Origin of the sequence: Streptomyces sp. NPDC101234 (assembly GCF_044767525.1) — a bacterium.
GTDB classification, from domain to species: Bacteria; Actinomycetota; Actinomycetes; order Streptomycetales; family Streptomycetaceae; genus Streptomyces; species Streptomyces sasae.
The window spans coordinates 41,931-68,910 of sequence record NZ_JBIWOA010000034.1; the positions used below are offsets into that span (position 1 = coordinate 41,931).

Here is a 26,980-nt window from a genome sequence, read left to right on the forward strand (position 1 = left end):
TGGCTATCTGGGCTCCCCTGTTCGGGGAGGGTGCAGGTGAGCGGTATCCGTCCGGTTTTGTCTGATGAGTTACGCATGATTCGGAGGTGATCCCATCAACTGTCGGACACTTCATGTCCCGATGGGATCAATCACCTTTTGTGTGTACCACGGAGAACATCCGCTCATCACTCGGCAGGGTGAGCAGCCCGCTGACCAGGTCACTCGCCAGGCGCACCGCCCCGTGCAGCGGATCGCCCGCCGCCGGGACCTGCCGCGCCCGCGGCAGCAGAACGGTCAACTTCTCGGCCAGTGGTGCGAGAAGCGGGTCCCCCAGCTTGAGCAGGCCGCCCGTGAGGGCGACCCGGGGCTCGCCTGCCGTGGGACAGACCGCGGCGGCCGACTCGGCCATGTGCCGGGCCGCCGCGTGCAGGATCCCGGCCGCGACCGGGTCGTCTACGGCGCACTCCGCGACCTGCGGGGCGAACGAGGCCAGTACGGCGGGCCGGTCCGTGCGCGGATAGAGCAGGCCGGGCAGCCCGGTCAGCGGCCCGAACCGCTCCTCGGCACACGCCCGCAGGGCGGCCGAGCCGCCCTCCCGCCCGTCGAAGGCGCGCAGCGCCGCCTCCAGCCCCGCCCGGCCGATCCAGGCCCCGCCGCCGCAGTCGCCCAGCAGATGGCCCCAGCCGTCCGCCCGCCGCCATCCGGCCAGATCGGTACCGATCGCGATCAGCCCGGTACCGGCGGCCAGCACCGCCCCCGGACACGGGCCCAGGGCGCCGACGTACGCCGTCACGGCGTCGGCGGCCAGCGCGACCGTCCGCACACCGAGCTCACGCGCCAGCGCGCCCGGCAGTTCTGCCCGCAGGGCATCCCCGAGACCGGCCATCCCGGCCGCGCCGACGACGACCGTCTCCACCCGGTCCAGCCCGTACTCGGCGATCGACGCCCGTGCCATGGGCAGGAGTTGTTCGAGGAGATGCCCCGGATCGATCCCCCGCGCCCCGGTGCGCACCGGCTCCCGTGAAACGCGCGGCACCGAGGGCTCCCGCCCCGGCAGCCCTACGACGGCCCGCAGCCCGGAGCCTCCGGAGTCGACGGCGAGAAAGCCGGCAGCAGGGGCGTTGCCGCCCGGTCCGCTCACGACAGGCGCCGGTCCGCCGGCACCGGCGACGGGTGCGCGGACTCCGTCGCCGGCCGGGGCGGGTTCACCGTGGGTGCGGGGGTTCCGGGATCCGGGCACCGGCGGCGAGCGGCTCGCCAGGCCCGATGACCGTGACGGAGTGGCTCGATCACTTGCTGCAACGGGCTCCCCTCCTTCCCGGTGCCCGGCGGGGCGATCCGCTGGATCGGCTCGATGACCTTGATGGGGTGGAAGGGTAGCGCCGGGGGCGGCGGCCGTGCGCGGGGGCGTCCGCGGTTGTGCGGGACCCCGGTGTGTGCCAGTAGGGTGACGCGCTGTGGCACCACGACCCTTGCATGAACTTGTTGAAGCAGGCTGGGCGAAGGCTCTTGAACCTGCGGCCGAACGCATCGCCGCGATGGGAGACTTCCTCCGGGCCGAGATAGCGGCGGGCCGGACCTACCTTCCGTCCGGAGCGAATGTCCTGCGGGCCTTCCAGCAGCCCTTCGACGACGTTCGCGTCCTGATCGTCGGCCAGGATCCCTATCCCACGCCCGGGATGGCCATCGGGTTGAGCTTCGCGGTCTCGCCCGAGGTGCGCTCCTTGCCGGGCAGCCTGGAGAACATCTTCCAGGAGATGCACTCCGACCTGGGGCTGCCCAGGCCCTCCAACGGGGACCTCACGCCGTGGACAGAGCAGGGGGTGCTGCTGCTCAACAGGGCACTCACCACGGCCCCGCGCAGCCCGGGCGCCCATCGCGGCAAGGGCTGGGAAGAGGTCACCGAGCAGGCGATCCGGGCGCTGGCGGCGCGTGGCAAGCCGCTGGTGTCCATTCTCTGGGGCCGCGACGCCCGCAATCTCCGCCCGCTCCTCGGCCAGTTGCCGGCGGTGGAGTCCGCTCATCCCTCGCCGATGTCGGCGGACCGGGGTTTCTTCGGATCGCGGCCGTTCAGCCGGGCCAACGAACTGCTGGTCCAGCAGGGGGCACAGCCGGTGGAGTGGCGCCTGCCGTAGGCCGACGACGTTCCGACCGAACGTCACTCTGCAGGTCCAACGGCTGGGCGGCCACGGTTCGTTCCCGATCCGAATGTGATGCTTCGCCCAGCCCGTTGACCTGTCACAACACCTCTGACCAGCCCATACTCCAGAACCTGACGAACCTGCAGGGTGGAGGGGCACGATGGGCGCAGCGGCGGCGGCAGGGACCTGGAAGCTCGGGGACCTGGAGGTGAACCGCGTCGGGTACGGTGCGATGCGGCTCACCGGCAACGGCATGATGGGCAACTCCGACGGCACGCCGATCGACCGCGACGCCGCGGTGCGGTTGCTGCACAGCGCGTTCGAGCAGGGCGTCAACCACGTCGACACGGCTTCGTTCTACTTCTCGCCGCTGCGGTCCGCGAACGAGCTGATCAACCGTGCCCTCTCGTCCTGGCACGGCGACGTGGTCGTGGTGACCAAGGTCGGCCCGGCGCGCGATCCCTCCGGCGAGTGGCTCCACACGGTCCGCCCCGACCAACTGCGCGGTCAGGTCGAGGAGAACCTGCGCCAGCTCGGCCGGGACCACCTGGACGTGGTGAACCTGCGCGCCGGCGGCCCCCGCACAGCCTTGATCGCCGAGCACTTCGGCGCTCTCGCCGAGCTGCGCGACGCCGGCCTCATCCGGCACCTCGGGCTTTCCGCCGTCCGGCCCGAGCACGTGGCCGAGGCCCGGACGATCGCACCCGTGGTCTGCGTGCAGAACTCCTACAGCCTGGACTGGCGCCGCGCCGACGAGAGCGGAATGGTGGACCTGTGCCGGGATCAGGGCATCGCCTTCGTCCCGTACTTCGCCGTCTCCGGTCTGCGGCGGGAGGCGGCCGCGGTCCAGGAGCAGGACGCACGCGTCCACACGGTCGCCCGCGCCCATGGCACGACACCCGCCCAGGTACGGCTCGCCTGGACCCTCCACCGCGGACCGCACGTGCTGGCCATCCCCGGCACCACCGACCCCGCCCACCTCGCCGAGAACATCGCCGCCGGCGCCCTCCGTCTGACCGAGGAGGAGCTGACCCTCCTCGACGAACCGGGTGCCGCCGACCTGGGTTCGTGAATCCCCGCCGTGCCCCCAGCACGGCGACGCGCGCGGCTCCCGTCCGGCTGTAGACGCAACAGGAGACCCACACCACGATTCCGTACTCGCGACGGTGTCATCACGTGGGGCGCGTAGTGCCGGCGGGCCGGCAACCACGCGGGACCGGATCGATCAATGACCGGCGCCGCTAGAGGAACGGCGTCCCGGGGTCGAGCCCCGACAGCACCCTGCCGTACAGCTCCAGGTTGGCGGCGGGGTTGACGAACGAGTGCAGGCTCAGGGCGTTCAGGTCCCGTACGATCCGCTGGACGGGCACCTCCCGGTGCAGGGACGAGGCACCCGAAGCGGACCCGATCAGGTCGGCGGCCTCCTTGCACAACCGCGTCAGATACCCGCACTGTGCCCTGATCCGCGCACGCTCCTGCGTCGTACAGGGCTCCCCGTCGGCCGCCCTGGCCTCGATCAGCCCCACGAAGTCGGCGGCGATGAGTTCCGCGGAGGCGACCTTCATCGTGGCCTCGGCGAACTGGAGATGCGTCACCGGGGCCTCGTGCTGGCGCTCGTAGACGGTGTACGTGATGCCCCGCTGATGGATGCGCTCCCCGAACTGCGTCAGGGCCGCCCGAGCCAGACCGAGGGCGTTCGCGGCCGTCCAGGCGCAGAACAGCAGCAGCACCGGCATCCGGTAGAAGGGGTCGGCGCTGTTGCGCCGCGACTCGGACACGCCCGCCAGCAACGGCCCGACCGGCAGAACGCGATGGGCGGGCACATGGACGTCCTGGGCGACGACGGTGTTGCTGCCGCTGGCGGCCAGACCGGAGACGTTCCAGTCGTCCAGCACCTTGAGCTCCGCCATGGGGATCGCCAGCCACAGCAGCTGCGGCGGTCCGTCCCCGGTGTGGGCCAGCGCGGTCAGCAGATGCCAGTCGGCGTCCTGGCAGCCGGTCGCGAAGGGGGAGTTTCCGCTCACCACGTAGCCGCCGTCGGCCGCAACCGCCCTCGACCCCGGGATGAGAGTGCCGCCGACCCGTACGTCGGGACCGGTGAAGATCTCGTCCTGCGCCTCGTCGGGGAACAGGGCCGCGATGAACGCGCACCCGGCCTGGATCAACGCCATGAACCCGGTCGACCCGCACGCGGCGGAGACCTCGCTCAGCACGTCGACCTGGGTCCGTAACGAGGTCTGGTAACCGCCGAAGTGGCGGGGGACGTTCATACGGTGGATACCGGCCCCGGTGAGAGCCTCGACGACCTCGCCGGTCACCCGTCCCTGCCGCTCCGCGCGGAGGGCGTGCGAGCGGATGAGCGGCTGCAGCTCGCGCACGCGTTCGACGATGTCGGTGTCCGACAGAGGTGCTGACGAACCGGCCAAGGGACGACCTCCGGTCTCGCGCCACGGCAGAACCCTCACGGTCGCGCCGATGCCGGCGACTGTCAACGCCCCGTCAGGGCAGCAGAGTCGAACCGCTCTCCGGCTGTGTGGCGATTGCCACGTCCGGGTCAGCAAAAGGTCAACATGGGACCGGACGGTGTCCGGCGTGCCGCCCCGCGGCCCGTGGCATGCCCTGCTGCTGGGATGGGGACGTTCTCGGACTCCGGCATGCCTATGGCAGGGGTGCCATGACGGACGACCCTGTGAAGGGCGTCCGGAGAAGGTGTTGACTGTCGCCGGCGAAGGCGCGCCTGCGCCACGGCGAGTTCGACAGGGACCGGGACTCGGTCGCCGGTCACTTCGCACCGCCGGCCGAGGTCTCCCGGGCCGTGGTGATCGCCATCACAGGTTGGTCCTTGCGCCGCCCTGGCCCATGTCGGTGCGGTTCGCGGAGAGGATGAGCAGCCGGTCGGGTTGCAGTGCGTCGGCCGCCTTGCGGCATGCCCGGTGGTAGGACCGACGCACATGTCATTCAACCGGGCAGGTCGTGGCCCCGGACTCTCACTCCGGCCGCCGGCGGCAGGTCAGACCACGCGCTGCCTGACGTCGGCCCTCACCGTCGGAGTCTCGGTCGGCGTCGGGTGGATCCCGATGAAGCCGAGGAGCGCGCCGAAGGCCGTCATGCCGGCGGCGACGGTGAAGCTGAAGCCGTAACCGTGCGCGGCAGCGGTCGCCGGGTCGGCGCCCGCACGCTGCAGCACGGCGGCGTGGCCTGTGCCCAGTGAGACCAGGGCAGCCAGACCGATGGCACTGCCGATCTGCATGGACGCATTGTTCATGCTGGTGGCGATGCCCGCGTCCTCACCAGTGGCGCCGTCCACTCCGGCGACGGTGGATCCGACGAGGACGAGGCCGCCTCCCAACGGCACGAGGATCAGTCCGGGCAGCACGTCGGCCACATAGGTGCCGTGGCTGCTCAGCCCGGCAAGGAGAAGGTAGCCGACCGTGGTGACCGCAAGACCTCCTCCGTTCAGGGCCCGCAGACCGAACCGGGGAAGCAGGCGTGGCGCCATCACGGTGGCGCTGAAAAGAATGACCAACCCGAACGGTACGAAGGCGAATCCGGTCGCGAGTGCGGAGAAGTGCAGTATGCGCTGGACATACAGGCTCAGCGAGAAGAAGAGGGTGGCGAAGCCGACGTAGTAGCAGATGCGAACGATGTTGGCGATGCTCCGGTTACGTGAGCGCAGGAACGCGAGGGGCACCAGGGGATGGGCCACGTGGGCCTCCACCAGCACGAAGCCGATCAAGCAGAGCACACCGATCCCGACGCAGCCCAGGACGGAGAACGAGAGCCATGCGTGGCTGTCCTTCTCCAGGAGGCCGAACACGACCAGGAGCAGACCGAGGGTGACCGTCACGGCGCCGAGGACGTCGGGCCGACCGCGCCTGGTGGCCCGGCTTTCGGAGACGAGCCTGATGGTGGCGAGAAACGCGAAGGCGGCGATGGGCAGGTTGATGAAGAATATCCAACGCCAGGAGGCGATGGTGGTCAGGACGCCCGAGAGCACGACTCCCAGGGCCACGCCGACTCCGGCCAGGCCGCTCCAGATGGCCATGGCCCGTGCCCTTTCCTGCCGCTGTGTGAACAGCAGCGTCACCAGAGACAGGGCTGCCGGGCTGACGAGTGCCGCACCGGCACCCTGTACGAAGCGGCTGGCGACCAGTACATCGGCTTGCTGGGCCACTCCTGCGCTCGCCGACGACAGCGCGAAGATCGCCAAGCCGGTCAGGAAGAGGCGTCTGCGGCCGAGCAGATCACCGAGGCGCCCGCCGAGCATCAGCAGCCCACCGTAGGTGACGGTGTAGCCGTTGACGACCCATGCCAGGCCCGCGGTCGTGAAGCCGAGATCGTGCTGGATGGGGGGCAGCGCGACATTGACCACGGTCACATCGAGGAGCAGCATCACCTGCACCAGGCAGATGATCCCGAGCGCGCGCCACCTGCGCGGATCCGGTTCGGGAGTGGGACTGGTCGGAGTCATCGCTGATCGCCTTCTGTTCGGTCGGGTCGCCGTCGTGCCCCCAGGCCCCGCCTTGGGAGGCGAGGGAGCATGCCGGCCCGGCCCACGGACTTTCCTGAGGTGTTCAACTCGCAGGCCCCGGTTGTGCGTGGCCGCAGACAAGGACACGGAAGGCGCACATCAGGTCTTCGCCGTGGGCTCCTCGCCGATCTCCGGTGCCGGCACCGCAGCGAGCCTGAAACCCGTTCGGGTGCCGCCGACTCCGAGGAGCGGCGGCACCCGAACGGGTTTCAGGACGGCGGAGGAGTCAGCCCTCCGTCCTCATCCGTCGGCGGTACCCCGGGTGCGCCCAGGGGCATAGCCCGGCACCGTCGGATGAGGACGCCCCGTGCGATGAGATCCACCGGTTCGATCCGGTCGGTGACTTGGCGGACCTTGGCCGCGAAGTCCGGACCGGCCCGTAGGTGGTCCAAGACGGCGCAGGCTCAAGGAGTCTGCCGTCCTCAGCCCACCGGACCGCGGTCGGCAAGGTGCCGCAGGCCGTCGGCGGTGCCGTCTCGGCGGGCGCGCCACAGCCCGTACTTGGCCAGCAGGCCGTTCGACACCGTCAGGAGCCGTTTGTACGGTGGCGCAGCCAGCCCCTTTGACGTGTGGGGGGCGTAGAGAACGCCTTCGTCGGTCACGCTCAGCCACCCCGTGAGTGTCCGCATACCCAGCCCGATGCATTGCGGTTCGAAGGCGTGGGCAAGGAACCCGGCTCTGCGGCCGCCGGCCGGCAGCAGGTGGCGGGGAGCGTCCAGGTGCAGTCCGGTGTCGTCGTACCCGGTGATCTTCACCGGGAGGATGACGGGGAACCCGTCCGCGCCCCGGTAGGCCAGCACCCGGTGCGGCAGCCGATCGATCCGGCGGGCCAGCGCGGCGACGTCGACACGCGGTCCCGTGCCGTTCTTCGGGGCCCTCTGCCCGGACGGCATGACGGGCCAGGGCGAGCCTGTGACAGCCATCGTGCCGCCTGCCGCCAGATCGGGCCAGACGGCCACCCGCTCGGCCTCGATGTCGACGAAGACCCGTTCCTGGTGGTACTCGCGCAGCAGCCAGTCCCACACCGGTCCGCGCTTCGTCGCTCCGAGGAACGGCTCGGAAGCGCGCATCAGGTCCGCCAGGCGTTCCCGTGAGGGGAGCAGGTCCACCGACGCGTTGCCCTGCACGAGCACATACGTACTGCTGTCGGCGAAGCCGTGCTCACGCGTGTGGTAAGCGACCGAGACGCGCGGGTCCCGCAGGATGCGTTCCAGTTTCTTCGGGAAACCTAGCGAGGTGGTGAAGCTGACCGTGGCCGCCTGGCGGTCGGCGAGGCCCACGGGAGAGACGCTGGTGACCACCGCACCGCCGGCCGGAGTGACGTAGGCGACCGCGACGGCGAGGTCGCCCCGGATCACGGCGTCCGCAGTGTCCGGCCACGCGACGGGAGCAGAAGTCACGATCCGGTCCCGCGGAGGACTCGGAGGTCCTGGGCCGCCTGAAGACGCATCGCCGGAAGCAACGGGCGTACGGGCTCAGGCAGGGCCGCGAGCATCGTCTCCACGTCGTCGGGCTTTCCCACCTCGTCCAGGAACCCGATCATCAGGTGCCCGCCGACGGGCGGCGTGGTAGCGATCACCCGCTGTGAGAAGTCCTCCCATGCCGCGGGGCTGATGTGATCACGGAGCGCCGGGAGGAGGAAAGGCTCTTCGTGGGTGAGGTGGTCGTGCACCGTGTCGCGCACCTCGACCGCCGCCGCACGCAGCGCGTCCCGGACCTGGTCCGCCGCGCCGGAGTCACCCTCGTTCATGACGACGGCGTCCAGCGCATCCAGCGCCGAGTCCAGTCGCTCGTGCTCCTCGCTGAGCACGTCGAGCGCGCGTGCCGCGGACGGAGCGACCGCGAGGATCTGCGGCCACAGGTCCCCGTCCTCGGTCTCATGGTGGTGGCGGATGTTCGCAACGAGGAAGTCACGCAGTCGGGTCAGCGCGCCGAGCGGCACCGACCGGTTGGCGGCCGCTTCGGCGAGGAGGCTGGTGGCCGCACGGTGGACGTCGTGGGCAAGCCTGGTTTCGACGACCGCCATGGGGTCGCCGAGGGTATCCATCGTCATGTAAGGGAAGCTATTCATTAGAGATCGTTATTGTCAATATGGTGACCTACCGTGGAAGGGATACGATGCTTCGGTGACGACCCGGAAGTACAACTCGCCCCGCCGCGCCAACTCGGCCACCGCCACGCGGGAGGCCATCCTGAGCAGTGCGCAAGCGCTCTTCCTGGCCAGGGGGTACGCAGGGGTCACCATCGGGGAGATCGCGGAGGCGGCGGACGTCGCCGTGCCGACCGTGTACAGCAGCGTGGGCAACAAGGCGGGCGTCCTGACCGCCCTGCTCCAGCCGGCCCTGACGGACCCGGCCGTCGTAAGCACTCTCGCAGCGGTCGAAGCCAGCGACGACCCACGCGCGGTGATCGAGCTGACTGCCGAAGGTACCCGGCTCACGCACGAACGCCACTGGGACCTCGTGTACGGGTTGTTCTACCGGGACCCGCCCGGGGAACCGGCGGTCAAGGCGGTTCTGGACAAGGGAGAGGACGACTACGTCCAGGCCCTGACCCTGGTGGCCGACCGGCTCATCGCACTCGACGCGCTCCGTGGCGGGACCGATCGCACAGGCGCCCTCGACCTGCTCTGGTTCTACCTGGGTCCGCACGCCTGGACCACGCTGGTCGGCGAACGCGCCTGGACGTTCGACCGAGCACAGGAATGGATCGCCCGCTCCGCCTGCCTGGCACTGCTGAAGGACTCCTGAATCCTGAGCAGGGTGAGGTGTAGCGAGATCTGTGGAGTCGGGTTGCCGGAGAATCGACCGTCCAGCTCACGTCCACGTCGACGCACTCCGGGTCCTGCCGTAGCCCTGTGACCCGGGCGCCGCGCGTTATCGCGGCACTCGCTTCCTCGGCCCGGCTCAGCAGGATTCGCTCGGCCTGCCACTTCGGGGCGAAGCCCTTCGGCACGCCCGCGTGGCGGGTCGCGCTCGCAGAGCCGAAGACCTGATCGGCCTCGTCAGGCACGGCCCGCCTGTCGGAGTTCGGCGATCGCTCGTGCCGGCCGGATATCTCAAGGGCGTCAGGCGCGCTTGCCGTCGGCTGCGGTGTGCGTGGTGCGGAAGCGTGCCCGGTAGGCCCCCGGTGTGATGCCGAGGTTGCGTGTGAAGGCCCGGCGCAGCGACTCCGCCGAGCCGAAGCCGGTGCGCCGCGCCACCGTGGCCATGGGGTCGTCGCTCCCTTCCAGCATCGCCTGGGCGGCTTCCATACGGACCTGCTCCACATAGCGGGCCGGGGTCGTGGCCATCTCGTCGTGGAACAGGCGTGTCATGTGACGGGGGCTCACACCCGCCCGGCGCGCCATGGCGGCAAGGGTGTGCGGGGCGGACGGGTCCTCGGCGACCGCGTCCAGGACCCGGCGCAGCATCTCCTGTCTCGCGTGAGGGGTGTGGGTGCGGACACTGAACTGCGACTGGCCGCCCGGCCGCTGCATGAACACGACCATGTCCTTGGCCACGGCGCGGGCGACGTCGGCGCCGAGGTGCTCCTCGACCAGCGAGAGCGAGAGGTCGATGCCCGAACTGACGCCCGCGGAGGTCATGATGTGACCGTCGCGCACGAACAGGGCGTCGGCTTCGACAGTCACCTGCGGGTAGCGCAGAGCGAGCTGGTCGGCGAAGCGCCAGTGCGTGGTCGCTCTGCGTCCGTCGAGCAGTCCGGCCGCGGCGAGGAGGAAGGCGCCGGTGCAGATGGACGCGGTGCGGCAGCTGCGCGCGTCGAGCGCCCCTATGGCGTCCAGCAGGGTGTCGTCCTTGACGAGGGACGGCCACTCCGGGCCGCCGGGGATGACGACCACGTCGCTGGCCTCCTGCACCTGCGCGGCAGCCAGGTCGACGCGGAGTCCGGTGCCCGCTGCGGTGACCACGTCGGCGCCGTCGGGGGAGACCGTGCGCACGCGGTAGCGGCCGCCGAATTCGTTGGCCGTCGCGAACACCTCGATCGGGCCGGTGACGTCGAGCAGTCGTACGCCGGGGAAAACCAGCACGGTCACCAGCAGCGGCTTCCTGCCTGACGGCAGCTCCTTCATCGTGCGCCTCCCGGACGGAATGGGGCCTGCAGCGGAAGACACCATCATCCGCCCGGCGACGACCTGCCCGCGCCCGTGCTCAGTGTCGTCCGCGTCCCCGCGGGATGATGCTGCGTCCCGTTGTGTGGATCGAGGCGTCGGGTTTCGGCGCCTCACCCGTTTTCAGCGGTCGCCTGCCGTCTCGTCATTCCCGCATATGCGGCCACAACACGCTCCGACAAGGACATCGGGGCATCCGCCGGCACTCGGCAGCGGGCCTGCACGATGCTCATGTCCTGATGTGAGGGCGTCATGGCGCGCGCTGTTCTGCGGCGGGAGCCGTGCTTCGCCATAGCGTCAAAGGCACCGACGGGCCGACGGTCCCGGCCGTGCCCCCGTGCCCCCGTGAGCTGTCGGGCGCGGTCCGGCCGGTCGTCCGGTCACCGTCGCCACTCGTGGGCGCTGACGCATCCGACACGAGAAACGGACGGTCTTCCGGGCCACATCAGCCTCATATCGGGACACCGGCCGGACGGCCGGCCGCGGGTGCCGCCGCCGAATGGCGGAGCGGGCGCGGACGACGCGGTGTCCCGATCCGAGGGCTTCACGTCCCACCGGCCCGCAATCGGCCACGCGGGGAACCTGGTTGCGACCATGTGGCCGCGGGCCCGCGGCCGGTGAACCCACCCGGGGAACAAACATGACCGACTTCGATCCGGCGGACACCGCAGGGCAGTCTCCGCCGGTCCTGTGGAGCCTTGGCCTCCTGCACGGCGAGTTGCGGGCACGGCACGGTCTGTCGCTCCACGACTACCTCGTCCTCGGCACCCTTTCCGAAGCCGAGGGCCGGCCCGTGCCCGTGACCCACCTGACGGCCTTCCTCCGGGAATCAGGGACCCGGATGTCCTACCTCCTGAAGAACCTGCAGGCCGCCGGACTGATCGAACGCAATCGCCGAGGCAGGGACCGCAGAACGGTCGAGGTCACACTGACCGAGGCAGGACGTGTCAGGTTCGCCGACGCCGAGAGGACCGCGCACATGCGGCTGCGCCTGCACGTCGTCCTCTGACTGATTCACCCCACGGTCGTCGGCCGGAAACCGGTCGTCGTCGGCGCCCGAGGGCTCGGCGGTTCCACTCCTTCGCCGTACTCCGGCTCCTCCCGCGCGGAGACCGTCCCCCGGACACGAGTCTCCGCCGGTGATGCCCTCGGTCCGCCACTGGTGACCTTGAGGGGCGGCGCGCCATGTCGACGGGCACGCGGCCCGTCGGGTGCACAGCGGGCCCTGGGAGGATTCAGTACCGCATCAGCTCAAGCTGCCATGCGCTCGCGGGCTGGTTGTGCAGGTCGAGGTATGCCTGGGCGAGCACTGCCGGGTCGAAGCGCGCTTCGCCGCCGCCGATGTCCCTCGTGATCGTGACGCACGTCGCGTGCACACCCGTTCCCGTCAGCTGGTCGTGGAGCGTGTGCACATACGCGCGCAGTGCGGCCTTGCCGACGGACAGGGACGCGTGTTCTCGGGAGGGCGACAGCGCGTAGCCGCCGCCGGTGAACAGCAGGCTCCCGCGGCCGTCACGCAGTTCGGGCAGCACGGCGTCGGCCGCGACCCTGGCGCCCAGGACGTTGACGGCCGTGACATCGGCCCAGTCCTGGTCGTCACCGCCGAGGGGGGAGTCCTTGCGCCGCACGCCGGCGTTGTACACCAGCACGTCGGGAGCGCCCAGCTCGGTGATCGCGCGATGGATCGCGGCGCGCAGGTCGTCGGGGTCGCCGGCGTCCGCGGCGTAGCCGCGGACCTCCTGGCCGCCGGAGGCGAACTGGTCGGCATAGGCGCCCAGCTTCGCCTCGTCGCGGGCGAGCATGGCGACCGGGTGTCCGGCATGGGCGAATGTGTGCGCGATCGCGAGGCCGATGCCGGGTCCGACACCGACGATCACTGCGGTTCCGAGGGCCATGGCGGTCCTTTCAGCCGTGGTCTTACTGGTCATGGCCTCAAGGCAAGCGAAGGTGCGGCCGGTGCGGCAGGACGTGTCGAAGGGGGTACTGGCAGGCCCTCTTTAACCGCTGCGCCTGTGTTTACTGTGGAGGCATGGACCAGCGCAGCCAGATTCAGGAGTTCCTGGCCTCCCGCCGGGCGCGGATCAGCCCCCAGTCGGTCGGGCTGCCCGTGGCCGGACGCAAGCGCCGGGTGCCCGGGCTGCGCCGTGAGGAGGTCGCCGCCCTGGCCGGGCTCAGCGTCGACTACTACATCCGGTTGGAGCGCGGTGCGCTCACCAACGCCTCCGACAGCGTCCTGCAGGCCATCGTCCGGGCGCTGCGACTCGACGCCGCCGAGCAGGCCCACCTGGTCGATCTGGCCCGCGCCTGCCGACCGTCCGCCGCATCCCGTCCCCGCCGCACCTCGCCCACGGCGATCGCTCCGCAGTTGCAGACGGTCCTGGACGCCCTCGTCGGCGTCCCCGCGCTGGTCCGCAACCCCACCCTCGACATGATCGCCGCCAACTCCCTCGGCCGCGCCCTGTACAGCGTGCTCCACATCGGTGCGCGCACAGCGCCGAACCTCGCCCGGTTCACGTTCCTCGACCCCCGCGCGCGCCAGTTCTGGCGGGACTGGGACGAGGCTGCCGACGACCTCACCGCCCAGCTGCGCGCCGCCGTCGGCGTCAACGCTCCGGACCGTGCTCTCACCGATCTCGTCGGCGAACTCTCCACCCGCAGCGACATCTTCCGCGAGCTGTGGGCCCGGCACGACGTGCGCGCCCTCGGGCAGGGCACCAAACGATTCCAGCACCCGATCGTGGGCGCGCTCGAACTGCGCTACGACCTCCTCCACCTCGTCGCCGAACCCGGCCTGACGATGATCACCTACACCGCCGAACCGGGCACGACCTCGCACGACAGCCTGTCGCTCCTCGCCTCCTGGGCGGCAGGTCAGGACGACGAGGTCGAGCAGAGCCAGACCACGTACTGACGCCGTCACCGGTCCCGCACCACCCGAGGAAGGTGAGAACACCACCGCGGCCCGGCCGTTGCCTGGTCGACCACCGCTGTGCGGCGATGGATTCCAGCGCCCGGCGCGTCGAAGGGCCGGCCGGGCAGCGCGCGATGAGGTACAGCTCGGGGTCCTCCACCGAGATCAGCGTAGCCTGACGGAATGTCAGCATGCCGGGCCGCGGATGGCCGAAGCGCCCGAGCGCGGGAGTTGGGCCCGCCACATCGTGCCGGTGGCGGTCTGCGGAGGCCCGGAACCGGGCCGGTATCGCCGGGCACTCGCTCTCCCGGTTCTTGAGGACGGTACGCATCGGCTGCCGGCCGAAGAAGAGCCAGATCACGTTGCGGCGTTCCGGGGCAGGGCGGCGACGGTGGCGTGCACGTGGTCGCCGAGGGCGAGACAGCCTTCGGGCGTCGGCCGCGGACCGGAGTCGCGCTCGCCTGCGAGGTCGAAGAGCCCTTGATCGTCTCATTGTGAAAGGACACCTCGGCCTTGCCGACTTCTTATGGAAAGGCCCCGATGCTCGAATGGCGGGCACCTCTCCACCGATATCCCCATCTGCGCGACGACGTGACAGGCCGACTGAACGGATTGTGGAAGTCGGTGGCGGGAACGACCGCGTTTACTCATCGACGCTGCACAAAGTCCGGTCGGAATTACGGAAACAGGGTTCGACGGGTCCGCAGATGCGAAAAACGGGATGGGGAAAATGGACGGAACGGCCACCGGGCGAGGGCCGGGCCGCGTTGTCTGTACGGGTGTGGCGGCGGCCGTGGTCCCGGACGAGATGCCCTTGCAAGGACAGGGAGGACCGCACCCTCGACACGGCGTCCATGGCACGGGTTCATGGACGCCGTTCGAGAAACCCACCTCTAGGACGTGGTGGTGGCCGTGCGGTAGAACTCGGCCGCGGTGACGGTGGCGGGGACGCCGAGTTCGGCGGCGACCGCGGTGATCGCCCTGTCGCCGACGGCCAGATCGGCTTGGCCGTCGATGGTGAAATGCGGTGCGATGAACGTCTTGTAGTGAGCTCGGGCCTCGTCCGCGGTGTGTCCGCCGAGGAATGTCTGCATGTGCCGCACCGTGGTGTCGGGGTCGTTGCGGATCACCTGCAGGGCGCGCCGGTGCGCTCGGAGGACGGCCTGGACCGCGGGGCCGTCCGGGTCGGTGTAGGTGGGGTCGACGGCCAGGCCCACGGTGGGGATCTGGAAGTGGTCTCCCACCCAGGCCAGCACCTCCCAGCCGTGCTCGGCGGCCACCGCCTCCGGCGCCATGGTGCTGCCGACCAGCGCTGCGTCGATCTCGCCCTCGCGCAGCCGGCGCAGGTCCATGCCGTAGTCGCCGGGCGGGCGGACGACGGTTTTGATGTCACGGTCCGGGTCGAGGCCTGCCCCGCGCAGCACGATCCTGGTGAAGCACCCCGGCGCGGTGTGCGGGGCATGCACCGCCAGCCGCCGGCCGGCCAGGTCGGACAGGGAGGTCAGGCCGGAGCGGGCGAGGAACCAGAACAGCGGCCGGTGGGTGTTGACGTTGAGCCCGACCCAGGGAGTGCCGTCGGTCAGCCGGGACAGCAGTGCCCGGCCGAGCCCGATGGTGGCGCAGCGGCGCAGCCGCTCCTCGTCCCAGGTGCAGCCGTCGCGCAGTGCGACGTGGACGTCCTCGGCGGCGTAGAAGTCCTCCTGGTCGGCGATGTAGGCGGCCAGTTCCTCGTGCAGGCCCCGTCCGACGTAGGCAAGATCGATCGTGTGCATGGGTGCTTGTCCTTGATCGTGTCACCGTCCTGCGGCCGGGCCCGTTACGGGCGCCGTGGTCTCCGGGCTCGGGTGACGGTGTACCGGATACGGTCCGGCCGTCCGCCGGACCCGGGCCGAACGGCCCCGTGTGCCGGGGCGTCGGCGAGGCGTCAGTACATGGCCATTCCGCCGTTGACCGCGGCCGTGGTGCCCGTCATGAACGCGTTGTCCTCGGCGGCGTAGAAGGCGACCGCCTGGGCGACGTCGGCCGGGTGTGCCAGGCGGCCCAGGGGAGTGGCTGCCACCTGCCGCTGTCTTGTCGCGTCGTCCAGCAGGTTTTCGGTGGTACGGGTCTCCACCGGACCGGGTGCGACGACGTTGACGGTGATGCCCTTCGGGCCCAGTTCCTGGGCGAGGTACCGGGCGAACTGCTCCAGGGCGGCCTTGGACGTGCCCAGCGCGATCATGCCCTCCCGGGGCCGGCGGCTGAGGCCGGTACCGATGTAGACGATGCGCCCCCAGCCCTGTTCGGTCATGGCGGGCAGCACGGCCTTGGTGACCGCGAAGGCCGCGTGCATCTCGGCGTCGAGCTTGCCGCCCAGTTCCCCCCACGTCATGTCCTGGAACGACTTGACCGCGTACGGGATGAGCGCGTTGTGCACGAGCACGTCGATGCCGCCCCATGCGGCCCGGACCTGCTCCACCAGGCTGCCGACCGCCGCCACCTCGCGCACGTCGGCCTGCACGGCCATGGCCCGGCCACCGGCGGTCTCGATGTCGGCCACCACTTCCTCGGCCGCCTTGGCGCTGCTGAGGTAGTTGACCACCACGCGCATCCCCCGCGCGGCCAGAAGACGTGCGGTGGCCGCACCGATTCCGCTGCTGGCCCCCGTCACCAGTGCCACCCTGCCGGCCGTCCCGGTCATGGGCTCACCTCCTTTTCGTCGTCGCGGGCCGTCGGAATGACCGCCCCGAGTCCTTCGCCGTCGATCGCGGGACCGGTGGAGCGGATCGCCCCGTACAGCACGGTGTCGACGGTCGCCCGCAGCAGATCCGCCGCGGTCCGGTCCAGTTCGTACGGCAGCCGGGAGGTGAACAGCCGCTCCAGGGCGCCGCGGGTGATCTCACCGAGCAGCTCGGGCGGCGCCGACAGCAGTCCCCGCCGGTGACCGTCACGGAACAACTCGTCGACACGCCGGTAGACCACCGCGTCCACACGTTGTTCCACGTACTGGCGCAGAATCGGATCTCCGCCGCGCCCCGTGGCGAGCTGTGCCGCGCCGATCCGCCCGAGTTCGGTGCCCGCCGCGATCAGGAACCACTGGACGCGTTCATCGAACGGCCGGCCTTCCGCGTCCTCGGCCGCCGCCACCAGCGTGCGCTCCACCGCCGCGAACTGCCGGTCCAGCACTGCGGCCAGCAGGCTGCGCTTGTCCGGGAAGCAACGGTAGATCGTCTTCTTGCTCATCCTGAGCTCACGCGCGAGATCGTCCATGCTCACCCGCGCCAGGCCCGGCGTGAGGAACAACCGGCCGGCTGCCTCCACGATCGCCTCGGCGCGCTGCCTGTCGTCTGCGGAAACTTTCGAAACTGATTTAGTTTCCATGGTTTTCATCGTGGGCGCCTCCCTGCGTACTGTCAAGGCATGTCGTCCGGTTGGGGTTGTCGCAGCCGGGATCGGTGGCGATGCGGGCGGCTCGTGTCAGCGCTGGAGAGACCAGGCCCGTGTCAGCGTTCGAGGACCAGAGCGAGGCCTTGGCCGACGCCGATGCAGAGGGTCGCGATGCCGGTGCCGGAGCCGCGGCGGGCGAGTTGGTGGGCGACGGTGCCGGCGAGGCGGGCTCCGGAGGCGCCGAGGGGGTGTCCGAGGGCGATGGCACCGCCCAGCGGATTGAGGATCGCCTGATCGAACTCGGGCCATTCGGCCAGGCACCCCAGAACCTGCGCGGCGAAGGCCTCGTTGAGTTCCAGCACGTCGAGATCGGCGAAGGTCCGGCCGGCCTTGGCCAGCGCCCGGTCGACGGCCTCGACGGGGGCGAGGCCGAAGTAGTCCGGGTCGATCGCGGACACCGCGGTGGCGCGGACGCGCGCCAGCGGTTCGCGGCCGATGGCCTTCAGACCGTCCTCGTCGGCCAGGAGCAGGGCGGCGGCGCCGTCGCTGAGCGGGGAGGCGTTGCCCGCGGTCACGGTGCCTCCCCCAGCCTTCGGCCGGGGAGACCCCCATGCCGCTTCACTCGCGGCGCGGAAGGCGGGCCTGAGTCCGGCCATCGCGTCCGAAGAGGCGTCCGGGCGGACGGACTCGTCGGTGTCGAACACGTGGGGCACGCCCCTGCGCCGGGGGACCGTTACCGGCACCAGTTCGGCGTCGAACAGGCCCTGCGACTGCGCTTGCGCGGCCTTTCGGTGGGAGGAGAGGGCGAACTCGTCCTGCCGTTCCCGGCCGATCCCGTGTTTGTCGGCGATGAGTTCGGCCGACTCGCCCAGCGGAATCGTCCAGCGTGGTTCCATCCTCGGGTTGACCAGACGCCAGCCCAGGGTCGTGGAGTACAGCTCGGCGTGACCGGCCGGGAAGGGCCGGTCGCTCTTGGGCAGCACGTACGGAGCCCGGGTCATCGACTCCACACCGCCGGCGAGGGCGACGGAGGCGTCGCCGACGGCGATGGCCCGGGCGGCCTGGACCACCGCCTCCATCCCGGAGCCGCACAGCCGGTTGACCGTCACGCCCGGGACGCTGGTGGGCAGACCGGCCAGCAGCACTGCCATGCGGGCGACGTTGCGGTTCTCCTCCCCGGCCCCGTTGGTGTTTCCGAAGTACACGTCCGCGACGCGCCCCGGATCCAACCGGGGGCTGCGGGCGAGGAGTTCGCGAATCGTGTGGGCGGCCAGGTCGTCGGGGCGTATCGAGGCCAGGGCGCCGTTGTGACGTCCGATCGGGGTGCGCACGGCGTCGACGATGTACACGTTCTTCATTTCAGGCCCTCCGCGACACTCAGTTCGGCGCCGGTCCTGGCGATGATCTCGTCGACACCGACGCCCGGCGCGCACTCGGCCAGCACGAGGCCCTCGTCGGTGATGTCGAGGACGCCGAGGTCGGTGATGATCCGGTGCACGCAACGCCTTCCGGTCAGCGGCAGCGTGCACTCGGCGAGAATCTTGGCCGAGCCGTCCCTGGCGGTGTGCGTCATCACGACGATGACCGTACGGGCGCCGTGTACCAGGTCCATCGCCCCGCCGATCCCCGTGACCATCTTCCCGGGGATCGCCCAGTTCGCCAGGTCGCCGTGCTCGGACACCTGCATCGCACCCAGCACGGCGACGTCGATGTGGCCGCCGCGGATCATCGAGAAGGAAAGCGCCGAGTCGAAGAAGGAGGCGCCCGGCAGCACCGTCACGGTTTCCTTGCCCGCGTTGATCAGGTCGGGGTCGACCTGGTCCTCGGTGGGATACGGGCCGGTGCCCAGGATCCCGTTCTCCGACTCCAGTACCACCTCCACCCCCTGGGACAGGTGGTTGGGTATCAGCGTCGGCAGCCCGATGCCGAGATTGACGTAACTGCCGTCCGTCAGCTCCCGTGCGGCCCGGGCGGCCATCTCCTCACGACTCCAGGCCATCAGCCCCTCACCGATCCTCGCGCGGCAGACACGGACACCGTGCGCTGCTCGATCTTCTTGTCCGCCGCCTGCTCCGGGGTGAGCGCCACCACCCGCTGCACGAAGATCCCGGGCACGTGCACCGCGTCCGGATCGAGCGCGCCCGGCTCGACCAGCTCCTCCACCTCGGCGACCGTCACCCGTCCCGCCATCGCGGCCAACGGGTTGAAGTTGCGCGCCGACCTGCTGAACACCAGGTTGCCGTGCCGGTCGCCCTTGGCCGCCCTGACCAGCGCGAAGTCGGTACGGATTCCGCGCTCCAGCACATACGCGACGCCGTCGAAGGTCCGTACCTCCTTGGCCGGCGAGGCCAGTGCCACCCCGCCCGAGCCGTCGTACCGCCACGGCAGTCCGCCGTCGGCCACCTGAGTGCCCACCCCGGCCGGGGTGTAGAAGGCGGGAATCCCGGCACCTCCGGCCCGCAGCCGCTCGGCCAGCGTGCCCTGCGGGATCAGCTCCACCTCCAGCTCACCGGCCAGATACTGCCGTGCGAACTCCTTGTTCGCCCCGACGTACGAGCCCGTCACCCGTCCGATCCGGCCCGCCGCCAGCAGCACCGCCAGCCCCGACTCCAACGCACCGCAGTTGTTGGAGACGACCGAAAGCCCCGACACTCCTCGGTCGAACAGCGCCTGGATCAACACGTTCGGCACACCGCTCAACCCGAACCCGCCCACTGCCAGTGACGCGCCGTCGGGCACGTCCGACACCGCCTCCCGGGCCGTGGCGACCACTTTGTCCATGTCTATTACCCTGCCTTTCGCCCATGCGGACCCACCGGACACCGTTCCGTAAGGCAATGCACAAGAAATTCACCCGGACCCTGTCACGGCTTTCGGGAATTATGGGAGTCGTGGGAGCGAATCCGCCCAGGACGGGCCCGTATGCCACGCGTCCGCCCCGGTCGGCACCTGCGTCCACGGTCCAACGCCCCGTCCTGCGCGGGTATCCCGTAGATGAGTGATATCGGAGGCCGTCCCGAGGCGGGTGCAGGGGTGGGGGTCGCGCGAACTGGGTATTCCGGCGCCGATCAGCGTTATCCCCCATGGATTCCGTTGACGCACTTCGTCTCGGTGGTGACGCTTCCTTTCATCAAAGGAGCCGCAGGACCGAGGGAATCATCGTGAAGAAATTCGTGCACCGGGGACAGATCACCAAGGTGGTCTTCGGCAGCGGTACCCGCAGCTGTGTTCCCGAAGAGGCCGATGCTCTCGGATGCCGCCGGGTGCTCATCCTGTGCACGCCCGACCAGGCGGACCAGGCTGCCCAGACCGGCGAACTGCTGGGCGCGGCAGCCGCGGGAACCTTCGCACAGGCGGCCCCGCACACCCCCGTCGAGGTCACCGAGAAGGCGGTCGCGTACGCCCGGTCCGTGGGAGCCGACGCGGTGCTCGCCATCGGCGGCGGCTCCACCATCGGCCTGGGCAAGGCGATCACCGCACGGACCGGCCTTCCGCAGCTGGCGCTGCCCACCACGTACGCCGGCTCGGAGATGACACCGATCCTCGGAGAGACCGAAGGCCGCAGGAAGACGACCCGGCGGCTACCGGAAGTACTGCTCAGGACGGTGGTGTACGACGTCGACCTGACGCTCACCCTCCCGCCGGAGATATCAGTGGTCAGCGGCATCAACGCCATGGCGCACGCCGTGGAGGCCCTCTACGCACAGGACCGGGACCCGGTCGCCTTTCTGATGGCGGGTGAAGCACTCGACGCCCTCACTCGGTCCCTTCCCCTCGTCGTGCGGCATCCGGACGACACGGAGGCACGGGCCGACGCGCTGTACGGAGCGTGGCTGGCGGGCACATGTCTGGGCACGGTGGGCATGGCACTGCATCACAAGGTGTGCCACGTGCTGGGCGGCACCTTCGGACTTCCGCACGCCGAAACGCACGCAGTGGTCCTGCCGCACGTCATCGCCTACAACGCCCCGGCGGCCGGCGAGGCCATGGCACGCATCGCGCAGGCACTGCCGGGGGACGACCCGGCGAACGCCCTGTACGACCTCGCCGGGCGGCTGGGCGCGCCCAGGGCACTGCGGGACCTCGGCATGCCCGAATCGGGAATCGACCAGGCGGCCGGACTCGTCGTGCGGGACGGCTACTGGAATCCGCGTCCCGTGGACCGGAGCACCGTCCGCGCCTTCCTGGCCCGGGCCTGGGCCGGAGAGACGCCGTAGACATCACCGGGCCGTACCCGCTCCCGGGCCGACTCCGTCACCGAACACCCACTCTCCGCAGGAGGACGCCATGCGTGATCTGACCAGCGACACCATCACCGGAGCCGTGATCTCGACCATGGGGGACACCAAGAACCCCCGGCTCGCGGAGATCCTGGGTTCATTGGTGCGGCACCTCCACTCCTTCGTCCGCGAGGTCGGACTGACGGAGGAGGAGTGGGCCCAGGGAGTGGACTTCCTGACGCGCACCGGGCACACGTGTACGCCGACGCGCCAGGAATTCATCCTGCTGTCCGACGTGCTGGGCGTCACCATGCTGGTCGACGCCCTGGGCAATCGGCGCCCTGCCGACGCCACTCAGAACAGCGTCCTGGGCCCGTACTTCAGGGAGGACAGGCCGCAGCACACCGACGGCGCCGACATCTCCGGAGGCCTGCCCGGCATCCCGTTGTTCTTCGAAGGGCGGGTCGTGGACGGCGAGGGAGCGCCGGTGGTCGGCGCCGCGGTGGACGTCTGGCACAGCGACGCGGACGGCCACTACGACATGGAGGTGCCCGGTCAGGTCGACCCGGCCATGCGCGCGCTGTTCCGAACCGACGAGACCGGACACTTCAGCTTCCGCTCCATCCGCCCGTCCAGTTACCCGATACCCGGTGACGGCCCGGTCGGCGAACTCATGAGCGCGACCGGCAGGTCCCTGATGCGTCCCGCTCATGTGCACCTGCTGATCGAGGCCCCCGGATTCCAGCGGGTGACCACCATGCTGTTCCCGTCCGACGACGCGTACCTGGACGCGGATCCGGTGTTCGGGGTCAAGGAGTCGCTGCTGGAGGCCTACGACACGTACGCGCCGGACGACGGCCCCTGCCGCGGGCTGACCGACGTGCCGTACACCCTGCTGCGCCGCACCTTCGTCCTCGAACCGCTTCCCGCGGCCTGAACTCCTCGCCGCGCGGACGCGCTCGCCATGGCATCCGCGGGGAGGAACGCGCCCCGTCCGGCTGAGCGGCCGGCGCCGCACAGGTCACCACGGTCACCACAGCTCCGCTCCGCAGGGGCGTCGGCAGTCCCGGGTACGGGACTGCCGCGGACGAGCGCCGACAACTCGGCGAAGCGGGAGGCACCCTGCACGCCCGATGACCTCACGTGAGTCACGAGGCAGCCGCCCACGTCCTCGGGTCCTGCCCGAACGACACGTCCGTCCACACGCCCACCGCGACCGGGAGCAAATCCCCGTCCCCGTGCAACAGACCGACACCCTTCCCGACTCCCACGGAGGTTCCGATGACTGAAATCCTCGACATGACGGTCGATTTCCGAGCCACGATGAGCCGGCTCGCCACGGGTGTCAGCGTGATCACCACATGCTCCGGAAACACGCCCATCGGCATGACCGCGAGCGCCGTGTCCGCCCTCTCCCTGGACCCGGTCCAGCTGCTCGTGTGCATCGGCAACCACCTCTACACCCGGGCCGCGATCGCCGAGCACGGCCGCTTCGCCGTCAATGTGCTCGGGGAGGACAGCGAGATACTGGCGCGGAACTTCGCCGCCTCCAAACCCGACAAGTTCGAGGGCGTCGAGACCATCGACGACCACGGCGTGCCGGTGCTGAAGGACGCCATCGCGGCCGTCGTGTGCGAAGTCTCCGAGGCACTTCCCGGCGGTGATCACACCATCTTCGTGGGTGACGTCCGCTATTGCTCACACCGTGCGGACAGCCGGCCGCTGCTCCACTTCGCCGGCGGCTTCGGCGCGCTCAGGGCTGCGCTCTAGCCCTGGCAGCCCTGCGAAGGGAGCCGCTGCGGGTCCCGTGACCCGCCCGCCACCGCCCCCGACGTCCGGCTCGCGCGAGGCGAGTCACGGATGTCGAGGGCTCCGCTCGTCCCGACCACTCCACGGAAAGTGCCATGACCAGCTCCGTGCCAGCCTTCAAGCTCCGCCCTCCGGCCCAGCCCCCGCATCTCCTGCCCCGCCCGCGTCTGCTGCGCCGACTGGACGTGGCGACCGAGCCCGTGGTGGTCGTCTCCGCGCCCGCCGGTGCCGGAAAGACAGTACTGCTGACCGAGTGGTGGCGGGGCTCGGCGGCTCGCGGCCAGTTCGCCTGGCTCAGCCTGGACGCCCACGACAACGCCCCGGACCGGCTCTGGGCGGGCATCCTGGGGGCCTTGCGCCACGCACGGCCCGAACTGCCAGCCCACCTCGACGACGGTGAGTGGAGGGTCGAGGCATGGCTTGAGGAGATCCTGCCGAATCTGGTGACCGGTCTGGGCACGGCGGGACCGCTCACGCTGATCCTCGACGGACTGGAATCCATCACGGACGCCGACGCGATGCGTACCCTCGCGGACTTCCTGACCAGACTTCCGCACGGCTTCCGCATCGTGCTGTCGACGCGGCACATCCCCGGAAGCCCTCTTCCGACGCTGCGGGCCCGGGGCCTGATCGCCGAACTCGACCAGCGCGACCTGGCCTTCACCCCCGAGGAGGCCCGGGCAGTGCTCACCGAACTGCTCGGATCCGCCCCGACCCCGGAGATCTCCGCCGCCCTGTACGAAGCCACCGAGGGATGGGCGGCGGGGCTCTGCCTCATGGGACGCACCCTCGCCCGCTCGGTGAACGAGACCGACACCAAGGGGTACCTGGCCCGGGGCAGACGAGCGGTCACCGAGTACCTGGCCACCGAGGTCCTCCATCGGCTCACCACCGAACAGCGCCGGTTCCTCCTGCGCACCAGCGTGCTCGACCAGCTGAGCGTCGGGCCGTGCCAGGCCCTCGCCGGGGAGCGGGCCGGCATCCTGCTGCACGAGCTGGCACGGACCGTGCAACTGCTCGTGCCCGTCGCCGCCGAGCCGTCGGCGTACCGGCATCACCGGGCACTGTCGTTGCTGCTGTCCGACGTCCTCGAGGCCGAAGCGTCGCACACCATCGTGTCCCTGCACCGGTCCGCGGCCCAGTGGTACTCCCGGCACGGGCACACGACCGCAGCCGTACGGCACTGGATACTGGGCGGCGACGAGTCCGCGGCCGTCGCGTCCGTCCTCGAAGGCTGGGAGAGGGCGCTCTCGGCGGGGCGCGGTGCGCAGGTCTCGCAGTGGCTGGACCTGCTGCCGCCGCGCACGGTGGCCGCCGACGCGCGATTGTGCGTCGTGGCGGCGATGGCGGCGCTCTCGGCGGGCTCCCCGGAAGCGGCCCGGCGCTGGCTGGACGTGGCCCGGCTGAGGGAGACGGGGCGGCAGACGGTCGGCGAAGGCAGCACGGTGTCCGATGCGGCAGCCGTCGCTCAGGCTGTGGCGTGCTGTCTGCTGGGGGAGGTCCTGACGGCCGACCGCCTCGGCGAGTCCGCCGTCGCCGGCACCCTTCCGTTGACTTCCTGGCGGGCGCTGGCCGGTACGGCGCGTGGCGCCGCTCTCCTGTGGACCCGCAGATACGAGGAGGCGGAGGCGCTGCTGGGGGAGGCGACCCGCGACGCGCATGCCGCCGGGCACGGCCTGGCGCTCGTCCGCGCGCTGGGTCTTCGCACCGTGTGCGCGCTCCTGGCCGGACGGCACGAACTGGCACGCATCCTGAGCGACGAGGCCCTCGAAGAGGCCGCGACGCTCGGCCTGGACCGGCACTTCGTCTCTGTTCCCGCGTACATCGGCCGGGCCGGGCTCCTCCTCGAAGACGGGTTCGTCGAGGAGGCGGAAGCGGTACTCGCCGACGCGGAGGCAGCGCTGGCGGGCTCGCCCCGGACGGAGGGCGAACCCCACATGCGTGCGTTGTGGCACTTCATGCGGTCACGGCTGGAGAGCGCACGGCGCGAAACCGACGCGGCACGAAAGTCCCGGGAGGCCGCCGAACGAGCGGCGGCCCGGTGCGAGTTGCCCGGAATGCTGACGGACCTGCTCGGCCGGGTCTGCGAGGACACCGTGGTGTCCGCCGCCGCGCCCCGCCCCCAGGACCTGTCGCTCGGTGAGCGCAGGGTGCTGCGTGCGCTCTGCGGCACGCTGACACTGCGTGAGATCGCCTCCGAGCTCTTTGTGTCCCACAACACCGTCAAGACACAGGTACGCGCGATCTTCCGCAAGCTCGACGCACACGACAGAAGCGAGGCGGTCGCCAGGGCCCGGCAGTGCGGTGTGCTGTGACACGGGCCCCGGCGTTCGGCCTCTAGGCGTCCTGGCGTGAGGCGTCCTGGCGCCGGGCGTAGTTCGCCTGGGCCTGGTACGCCGACTCCTGCTCGCTCACGCTCTCGATGCCGCAGACCTTGCGGGCGAGGTCGGCCATGGCGCCGTTCGGTGACATCTCGGCGCGCTTCATGGTGAGGGTGCGGATGGCCAGCAGGGGCGTGCCGTTGAAGTTCTCGAAGACGCTGATGCGGTCGCCCCAGTCGGACAGGAACATGTCGCGGATCACCCGGCTTATCTTCAGCCGGTCATGAGGCCTGCCGACCGGTCCGGTCTGCAGCGCCTCCAGCCAGGGCCTCAGTTCGGGCCGCTGCCACTGCCCCTCGGTGGGGTAGATGAGCGCGGCCCGGCCGGCCAGGTCGATGAGCTCGTGCACCATCTCGCCGATGTGCTCGATGTAGTACGCCCGCCCGAAGTCGAACATCAGGACGTTGGGCTTGTAGATGCCGCCGGGCGTGAAGAACCCTTCGTCCTCGGAAGCGATCACATGCGCCTTGAGTGTCTGCAGGAAGCCGGCGAAGCGGGCGATCCGGGCCTGGACCGGCGGCAGTTGGTAGGTGCCGATGTGTTCGGTGACCAGCAGCGCCAGACCGAGCATCAGTTCGGCCTTCACCATTGCACGCACCAGCGAGTGGTAGTGCAGCCAGTCGAAGACGCGCTGCGGGTACAGGGACGCGTGCTGGGGGTTGCCGATGTGGAAGACGCGGTTCCAGGGGATGAGGACGTCCTCGAAGACGATGATGCTGTCCAGCTCGTCACCCTGCGAGGCGAGCGGGTGCTCCACCTCCTCGCCGTCGCGCACGTTGCTCTCGCGGCAGATCACGGTGACCCCGGGGGTGTTCGGCTTCACCGCCCCGTAGATGATCTGTTCGGCGACGATGCCGGGGCGGTAGAAGACGCCGATGTGGATCACGTCCCCGAAGGCCGCGCCGGTGCTGATGGCCTTCACGCCCCGTACGGTGATGCCCTCGTCGGAGGTGCCGACCACCCGCAGGGCAGGGGATTCGGCCTGTGCGGAATCGCGCGAGCGGTCCGCCTGCGGGTCGACGAAGGCCGGCGTCGCGTTGAGGTCACCGTCCCGTACCTCGTTCCAGAAATCGAGGATGCCCTCGGTGAGGTCCCTCCCGTCGGTCCCGACGGACTGGCTGCTCCAGGGCTCCGGGTCGTCGACGTAGGTCAGCAGGACGTAGTTGTTGACGTCCGGTGTGCGCGGGACCGCCCCGCCTCCGAGTTCCCGCTGCACCGTCTCCAGGTAGATCCGCTTGCGCCGCAGGTCGTCCTTGGAACGGTGCTGGAACCAGGTCATGGACCGCCGCACACCGTCCTCGTCCACGAACGTCATGACGTCCTGGAGGTCCGGGCGGTGGTGAAGGTCGTAGAAGGCCGCGATGCTCCGGGCGTACGCCCGGGTCTTCGGGTGCGTGGCCACGTTGTCGACGAGGTCGTCTCCCACCCACACCTTGCGACCGTCGTTCAGCGCCGCCAGGTACTCCTTGCCTGTACGCATGTCGTGCTCCTCTCCGGGGGACAGCGATCTGGATGGCACGGAGCATGC

24 protein-coding genes and 1 pseudogene are annotated in these 26,980 nt (G+C 70.3%); 9 read left to right on the forward strand and 16 right to left on the reverse strand.

The features are described from left to right. Positions 1-127 precede the first annotated feature (127 nt). The gene (locus ACIRR9_RS42775; RefSeq protein WP_403764016.1) at positions 128-1,123 is read right to left on the reverse strand and encodes an N-acetylglucosamine kinase; all 996 of its coding nucleotides are present in this window, start codon (positions 1,121-1,123) and stop codon (positions 128-130) included. 316 nt (positions 1,124-1,439) lie between these two features. On the opposite strand from ACIRR9_RS42775, the gene ACIRR9_RS42780 reads away from it, so the two are divergent. Continuing rightward, entirely contained in the window at positions 1,440-2,117 is a 678-nt protein-coding gene (locus ACIRR9_RS42780; RefSeq protein WP_403764018.1) for a uracil-DNA glycosylase, read from the forward strand. A 166-nt stretch (positions 2,118-2,283) separates the two neighbouring features. Then, the gene (locus ACIRR9_RS42785; RefSeq protein ID WP_403764020.1) at positions 2,284-3,195 is read left to right on the forward strand and encodes an oxidoreductase; all 912 of its coding nucleotides are present in this window, start codon (positions 2,284-2,286) and stop codon (positions 3,193-3,195) included. A gap of 169 nt (positions 3,196-3,364) precedes the next feature. On the opposite strand, the gene ACIRR9_RS42790 is transcribed toward ACIRR9_RS42785, so the two are convergent. The 5 genes from ACIRR9_RS42790 to ACIRR9_RS42810 all read right to left on the reverse strand — a co-directional run bounded on the left by ACIRR9_RS42790 (position 3,365) and on the right by ACIRR9_RS42810 (position 8,707). Beyond that, complete coding sequence (locus ACIRR9_RS42790; RefSeq protein WP_403764022.1) at positions 3,365-4,501, reverse strand: acyl-CoA dehydrogenase family protein; 1,137 nt, start codon at positions 4,499-4,501, stop codon at positions 3,365-3,367. Between the two features lie 450 nt (positions 4,502-4,951). After that, entirely contained in the window at positions 4,952-5,074 is a 123-nt protein-coding gene (locus ACIRR9_RS42795; RefSeq protein WP_403764025.1) for a hypothetical protein, read from the reverse strand. A 59-nt stretch (positions 5,075-5,133) separates the two neighbouring features. After that, entirely contained in the window at positions 5,134-6,594 is a 1,461-nt protein-coding gene (locus ACIRR9_RS42800; protein WP_403764028.1) for an MFS transporter, read from the reverse strand. A gap of 482 nt (positions 6,595-7,076) precedes the next feature. Next, positions 7,077-8,054, reverse strand: a complete 978-nt coding sequence (locus tag ACIRR9_RS42805; RefSeq protein ID WP_403764030.1) for a hypothetical protein — start codon at positions 8,052-8,054, stop codon at positions 7,077-7,079. Beyond that, positions 8,051-8,707: a hemerythrin domain-containing protein gene (locus tag ACIRR9_RS42810; protein WP_403764032.1), complete on the reverse strand. Its 657-nt coding sequence runs from the start codon at positions 8,705-8,707 to the stop codon at positions 8,051-8,053. The genes ACIRR9_RS42805 and ACIRR9_RS42810 overlap by 4 nt, the downstream gene beginning before the upstream one ends. Positions 8,708-8,780: 73 nt before the next feature. Here ACIRR9_RS42810 and ACIRR9_RS42815 point away from each other — a divergent pair, with 73 nt between their 5' ends. Continuing rightward, positions 8,781-9,404 carry a TetR/AcrR family transcriptional regulator gene (locus ACIRR9_RS42815; RefSeq protein ID WP_403764034.1) on the forward strand — a complete coding sequence of 208 codons (624 nt, stop codon included), beginning with the start codon at positions 8,781-8,783 and terminating at the stop codon, positions 9,402-9,404. A 46-nt stretch (positions 9,405-9,450) separates the two neighbouring features. On the opposite strand, the pseudogene ACIRR9_RS42820 reads toward ACIRR9_RS42815, so the two are convergent. Both ACIRR9_RS42820 and ACIRR9_RS42825 read right to left on the reverse strand, forming a co-directional pair. Next, positions 9,451-9,666, reverse strand: a pseudogene (locus ACIRR9_RS42820) (hypothetical protein); the annotation flags it as partial. Between the two features lie 55 nt (positions 9,667-9,721). After that, positions 9,722-10,726 carry a GlxA family transcriptional regulator gene (locus tag ACIRR9_RS42825; RefSeq protein WP_403764036.1) on the reverse strand — a complete coding sequence of 335 codons (1,005 nt, stop codon included), beginning with the start codon at positions 10,724-10,726 and terminating at the stop codon, positions 9,722-9,724. Positions 10,727-11,405: 679 nt separating this feature from the next. Between ACIRR9_RS42825 and ACIRR9_RS42830 the strand changes: the two genes are divergently transcribed. Continuing rightward, on the forward strand, positions 11,406-11,774 hold the full coding sequence (locus ACIRR9_RS42830) for a MarR family transcriptional regulator (RefSeq protein ID WP_403764038.1): 369 nt from the start codon (positions 11,406-11,408) through the stop codon (positions 11,772-11,774). A 226-nt stretch (positions 11,775-12,000) separates the two neighbouring features. On the opposite strand, the gene ACIRR9_RS42835 is transcribed toward ACIRR9_RS42830, so the two are convergent. After that, a complete protein-coding gene (locus tag ACIRR9_RS42835) occupies positions 12,001-12,693 on the reverse strand; it encodes an SDR family oxidoreductase (RefSeq protein ID WP_403764040.1) in 693 nt (230 codons plus the stop codon). Positions 12,694-12,794: 101 nt separating this feature from the next. Between ACIRR9_RS42835 and ACIRR9_RS42840 the strand changes: the two genes are divergently transcribed. Further along, entirely contained in the window at positions 12,795-13,676 is an 882-nt protein-coding gene (locus ACIRR9_RS42840) for a helix-turn-helix domain-containing protein (protein WP_403764042.1), read from the forward strand. Between the two features lie 893 nt (positions 13,677-14,569). Here the strand turns inward: ACIRR9_RS42840 and ACIRR9_RS42845 are convergent. From ACIRR9_RS42845 to ACIRR9_RS42870, 6 genes are all read right to left on the reverse strand, one after another. Beyond that, positions 14,570-15,448 (reverse strand): ABC transporter substrate-binding protein, encoded by an 879-nt coding sequence (locus ACIRR9_RS42845; RefSeq protein ID WP_403764044.1) that lies wholly within the window; start codon positions 15,446-15,448, stop codon positions 14,570-14,572. Positions 15,449-15,600: 152 nt separating this feature from the next. Next, positions 15,601-16,356: an SDR family NAD(P)-dependent oxidoreductase gene (locus ACIRR9_RS42850; protein ID WP_403764046.1), complete on the reverse strand. Its 756-nt coding sequence runs from the start codon at positions 16,354-16,356 to the stop codon at positions 15,601-15,603. Next, positions 16,353-17,036, reverse strand: a complete 684-nt coding sequence (locus ACIRR9_RS42855) for a TetR/AcrR family transcriptional regulator (RefSeq protein ID WP_403764048.1) — start codon at positions 17,034-17,036, stop codon at positions 16,353-16,355. The genes ACIRR9_RS42850 and ACIRR9_RS42855 overlap by 4 nt, the downstream gene beginning before the upstream one ends. Before the next feature lie 122 nt (positions 17,037-17,158). Continuing rightward, the gene (locus tag ACIRR9_RS42860; RefSeq protein WP_403764050.1) at positions 17,159-18,400 is read right to left on the reverse strand and encodes a thiolase family protein; all 1,242 of its coding nucleotides are present in this window, start codon (positions 18,398-18,400) and stop codon (positions 17,159-17,161) included. Further along, a complete protein-coding gene (locus tag ACIRR9_RS42865) occupies positions 18,397-19,041 on the reverse strand; it encodes a CoA transferase subunit B (protein WP_403764052.1) in 645 nt (214 codons plus the stop codon). The genes ACIRR9_RS42860 and ACIRR9_RS42865 overlap by 4 nt, the downstream gene beginning before the upstream one ends. Continuing rightward, entirely contained in the window at positions 19,041-19,823 is a 783-nt protein-coding gene (locus tag ACIRR9_RS42870) for a CoA transferase subunit A (RefSeq protein ID WP_403764054.1), read from the reverse strand. The genes ACIRR9_RS42865 and ACIRR9_RS42870 overlap by 1 nt, the downstream gene beginning before the upstream one ends. Positions 19,824-20,203: 380 nt before the next feature. Here ACIRR9_RS42870 and ACIRR9_RS42875 point away from each other — a divergent pair, with 380 nt between their 5' ends. From ACIRR9_RS42875 to ACIRR9_RS42890, 4 genes are all read left to right on the forward strand, one after another. Further along, positions 20,204-21,259 carry a maleylacetate reductase gene (locus ACIRR9_RS42875; protein ID WP_403764056.1) on the forward strand — a complete coding sequence of 352 codons (1,056 nt, stop codon included), beginning with the start codon at positions 20,204-20,206 and terminating at the stop codon, positions 21,257-21,259. A gap of 70 nt (positions 21,260-21,329) precedes the next feature. Next, positions 21,330-22,199 (forward strand): dioxygenase, encoded by an 870-nt coding sequence (locus ACIRR9_RS42880; RefSeq protein ID WP_403764058.1) that lies wholly within the window; start codon positions 21,330-21,332, stop codon positions 22,197-22,199. Positions 22,200-22,543: 344 nt separating this feature from the next. Next, entirely contained in the window at positions 22,544-23,032 is a 489-nt protein-coding gene (locus tag ACIRR9_RS42885) for a flavin reductase family protein (protein ID WP_403764060.1), read from the forward strand. Positions 23,033-23,166: 134 nt separating this feature from the next. Continuing rightward, entirely contained in the window at positions 23,167-25,386 is a 2,220-nt protein-coding gene (locus ACIRR9_RS42890; protein WP_403764062.1) for a LuxR C-terminal-related transcriptional regulator, read from the forward strand. Positions 25,387-25,408: 22 nt separating this feature from the next. Here the strand turns inward: ACIRR9_RS42890 and ACIRR9_RS42895 are convergent, their stop codons facing one another. After that, positions 25,409-26,932 (reverse strand): 4-hydroxyphenylacetate 3-hydroxylase family protein, encoded by a 1,524-nt coding sequence (locus tag ACIRR9_RS42895; protein WP_403764064.1) that lies wholly within the window; start codon positions 26,930-26,932, stop codon positions 25,409-25,411. Between the last annotated feature and the right edge of the window lie 48 nt (positions 26,933-26,980).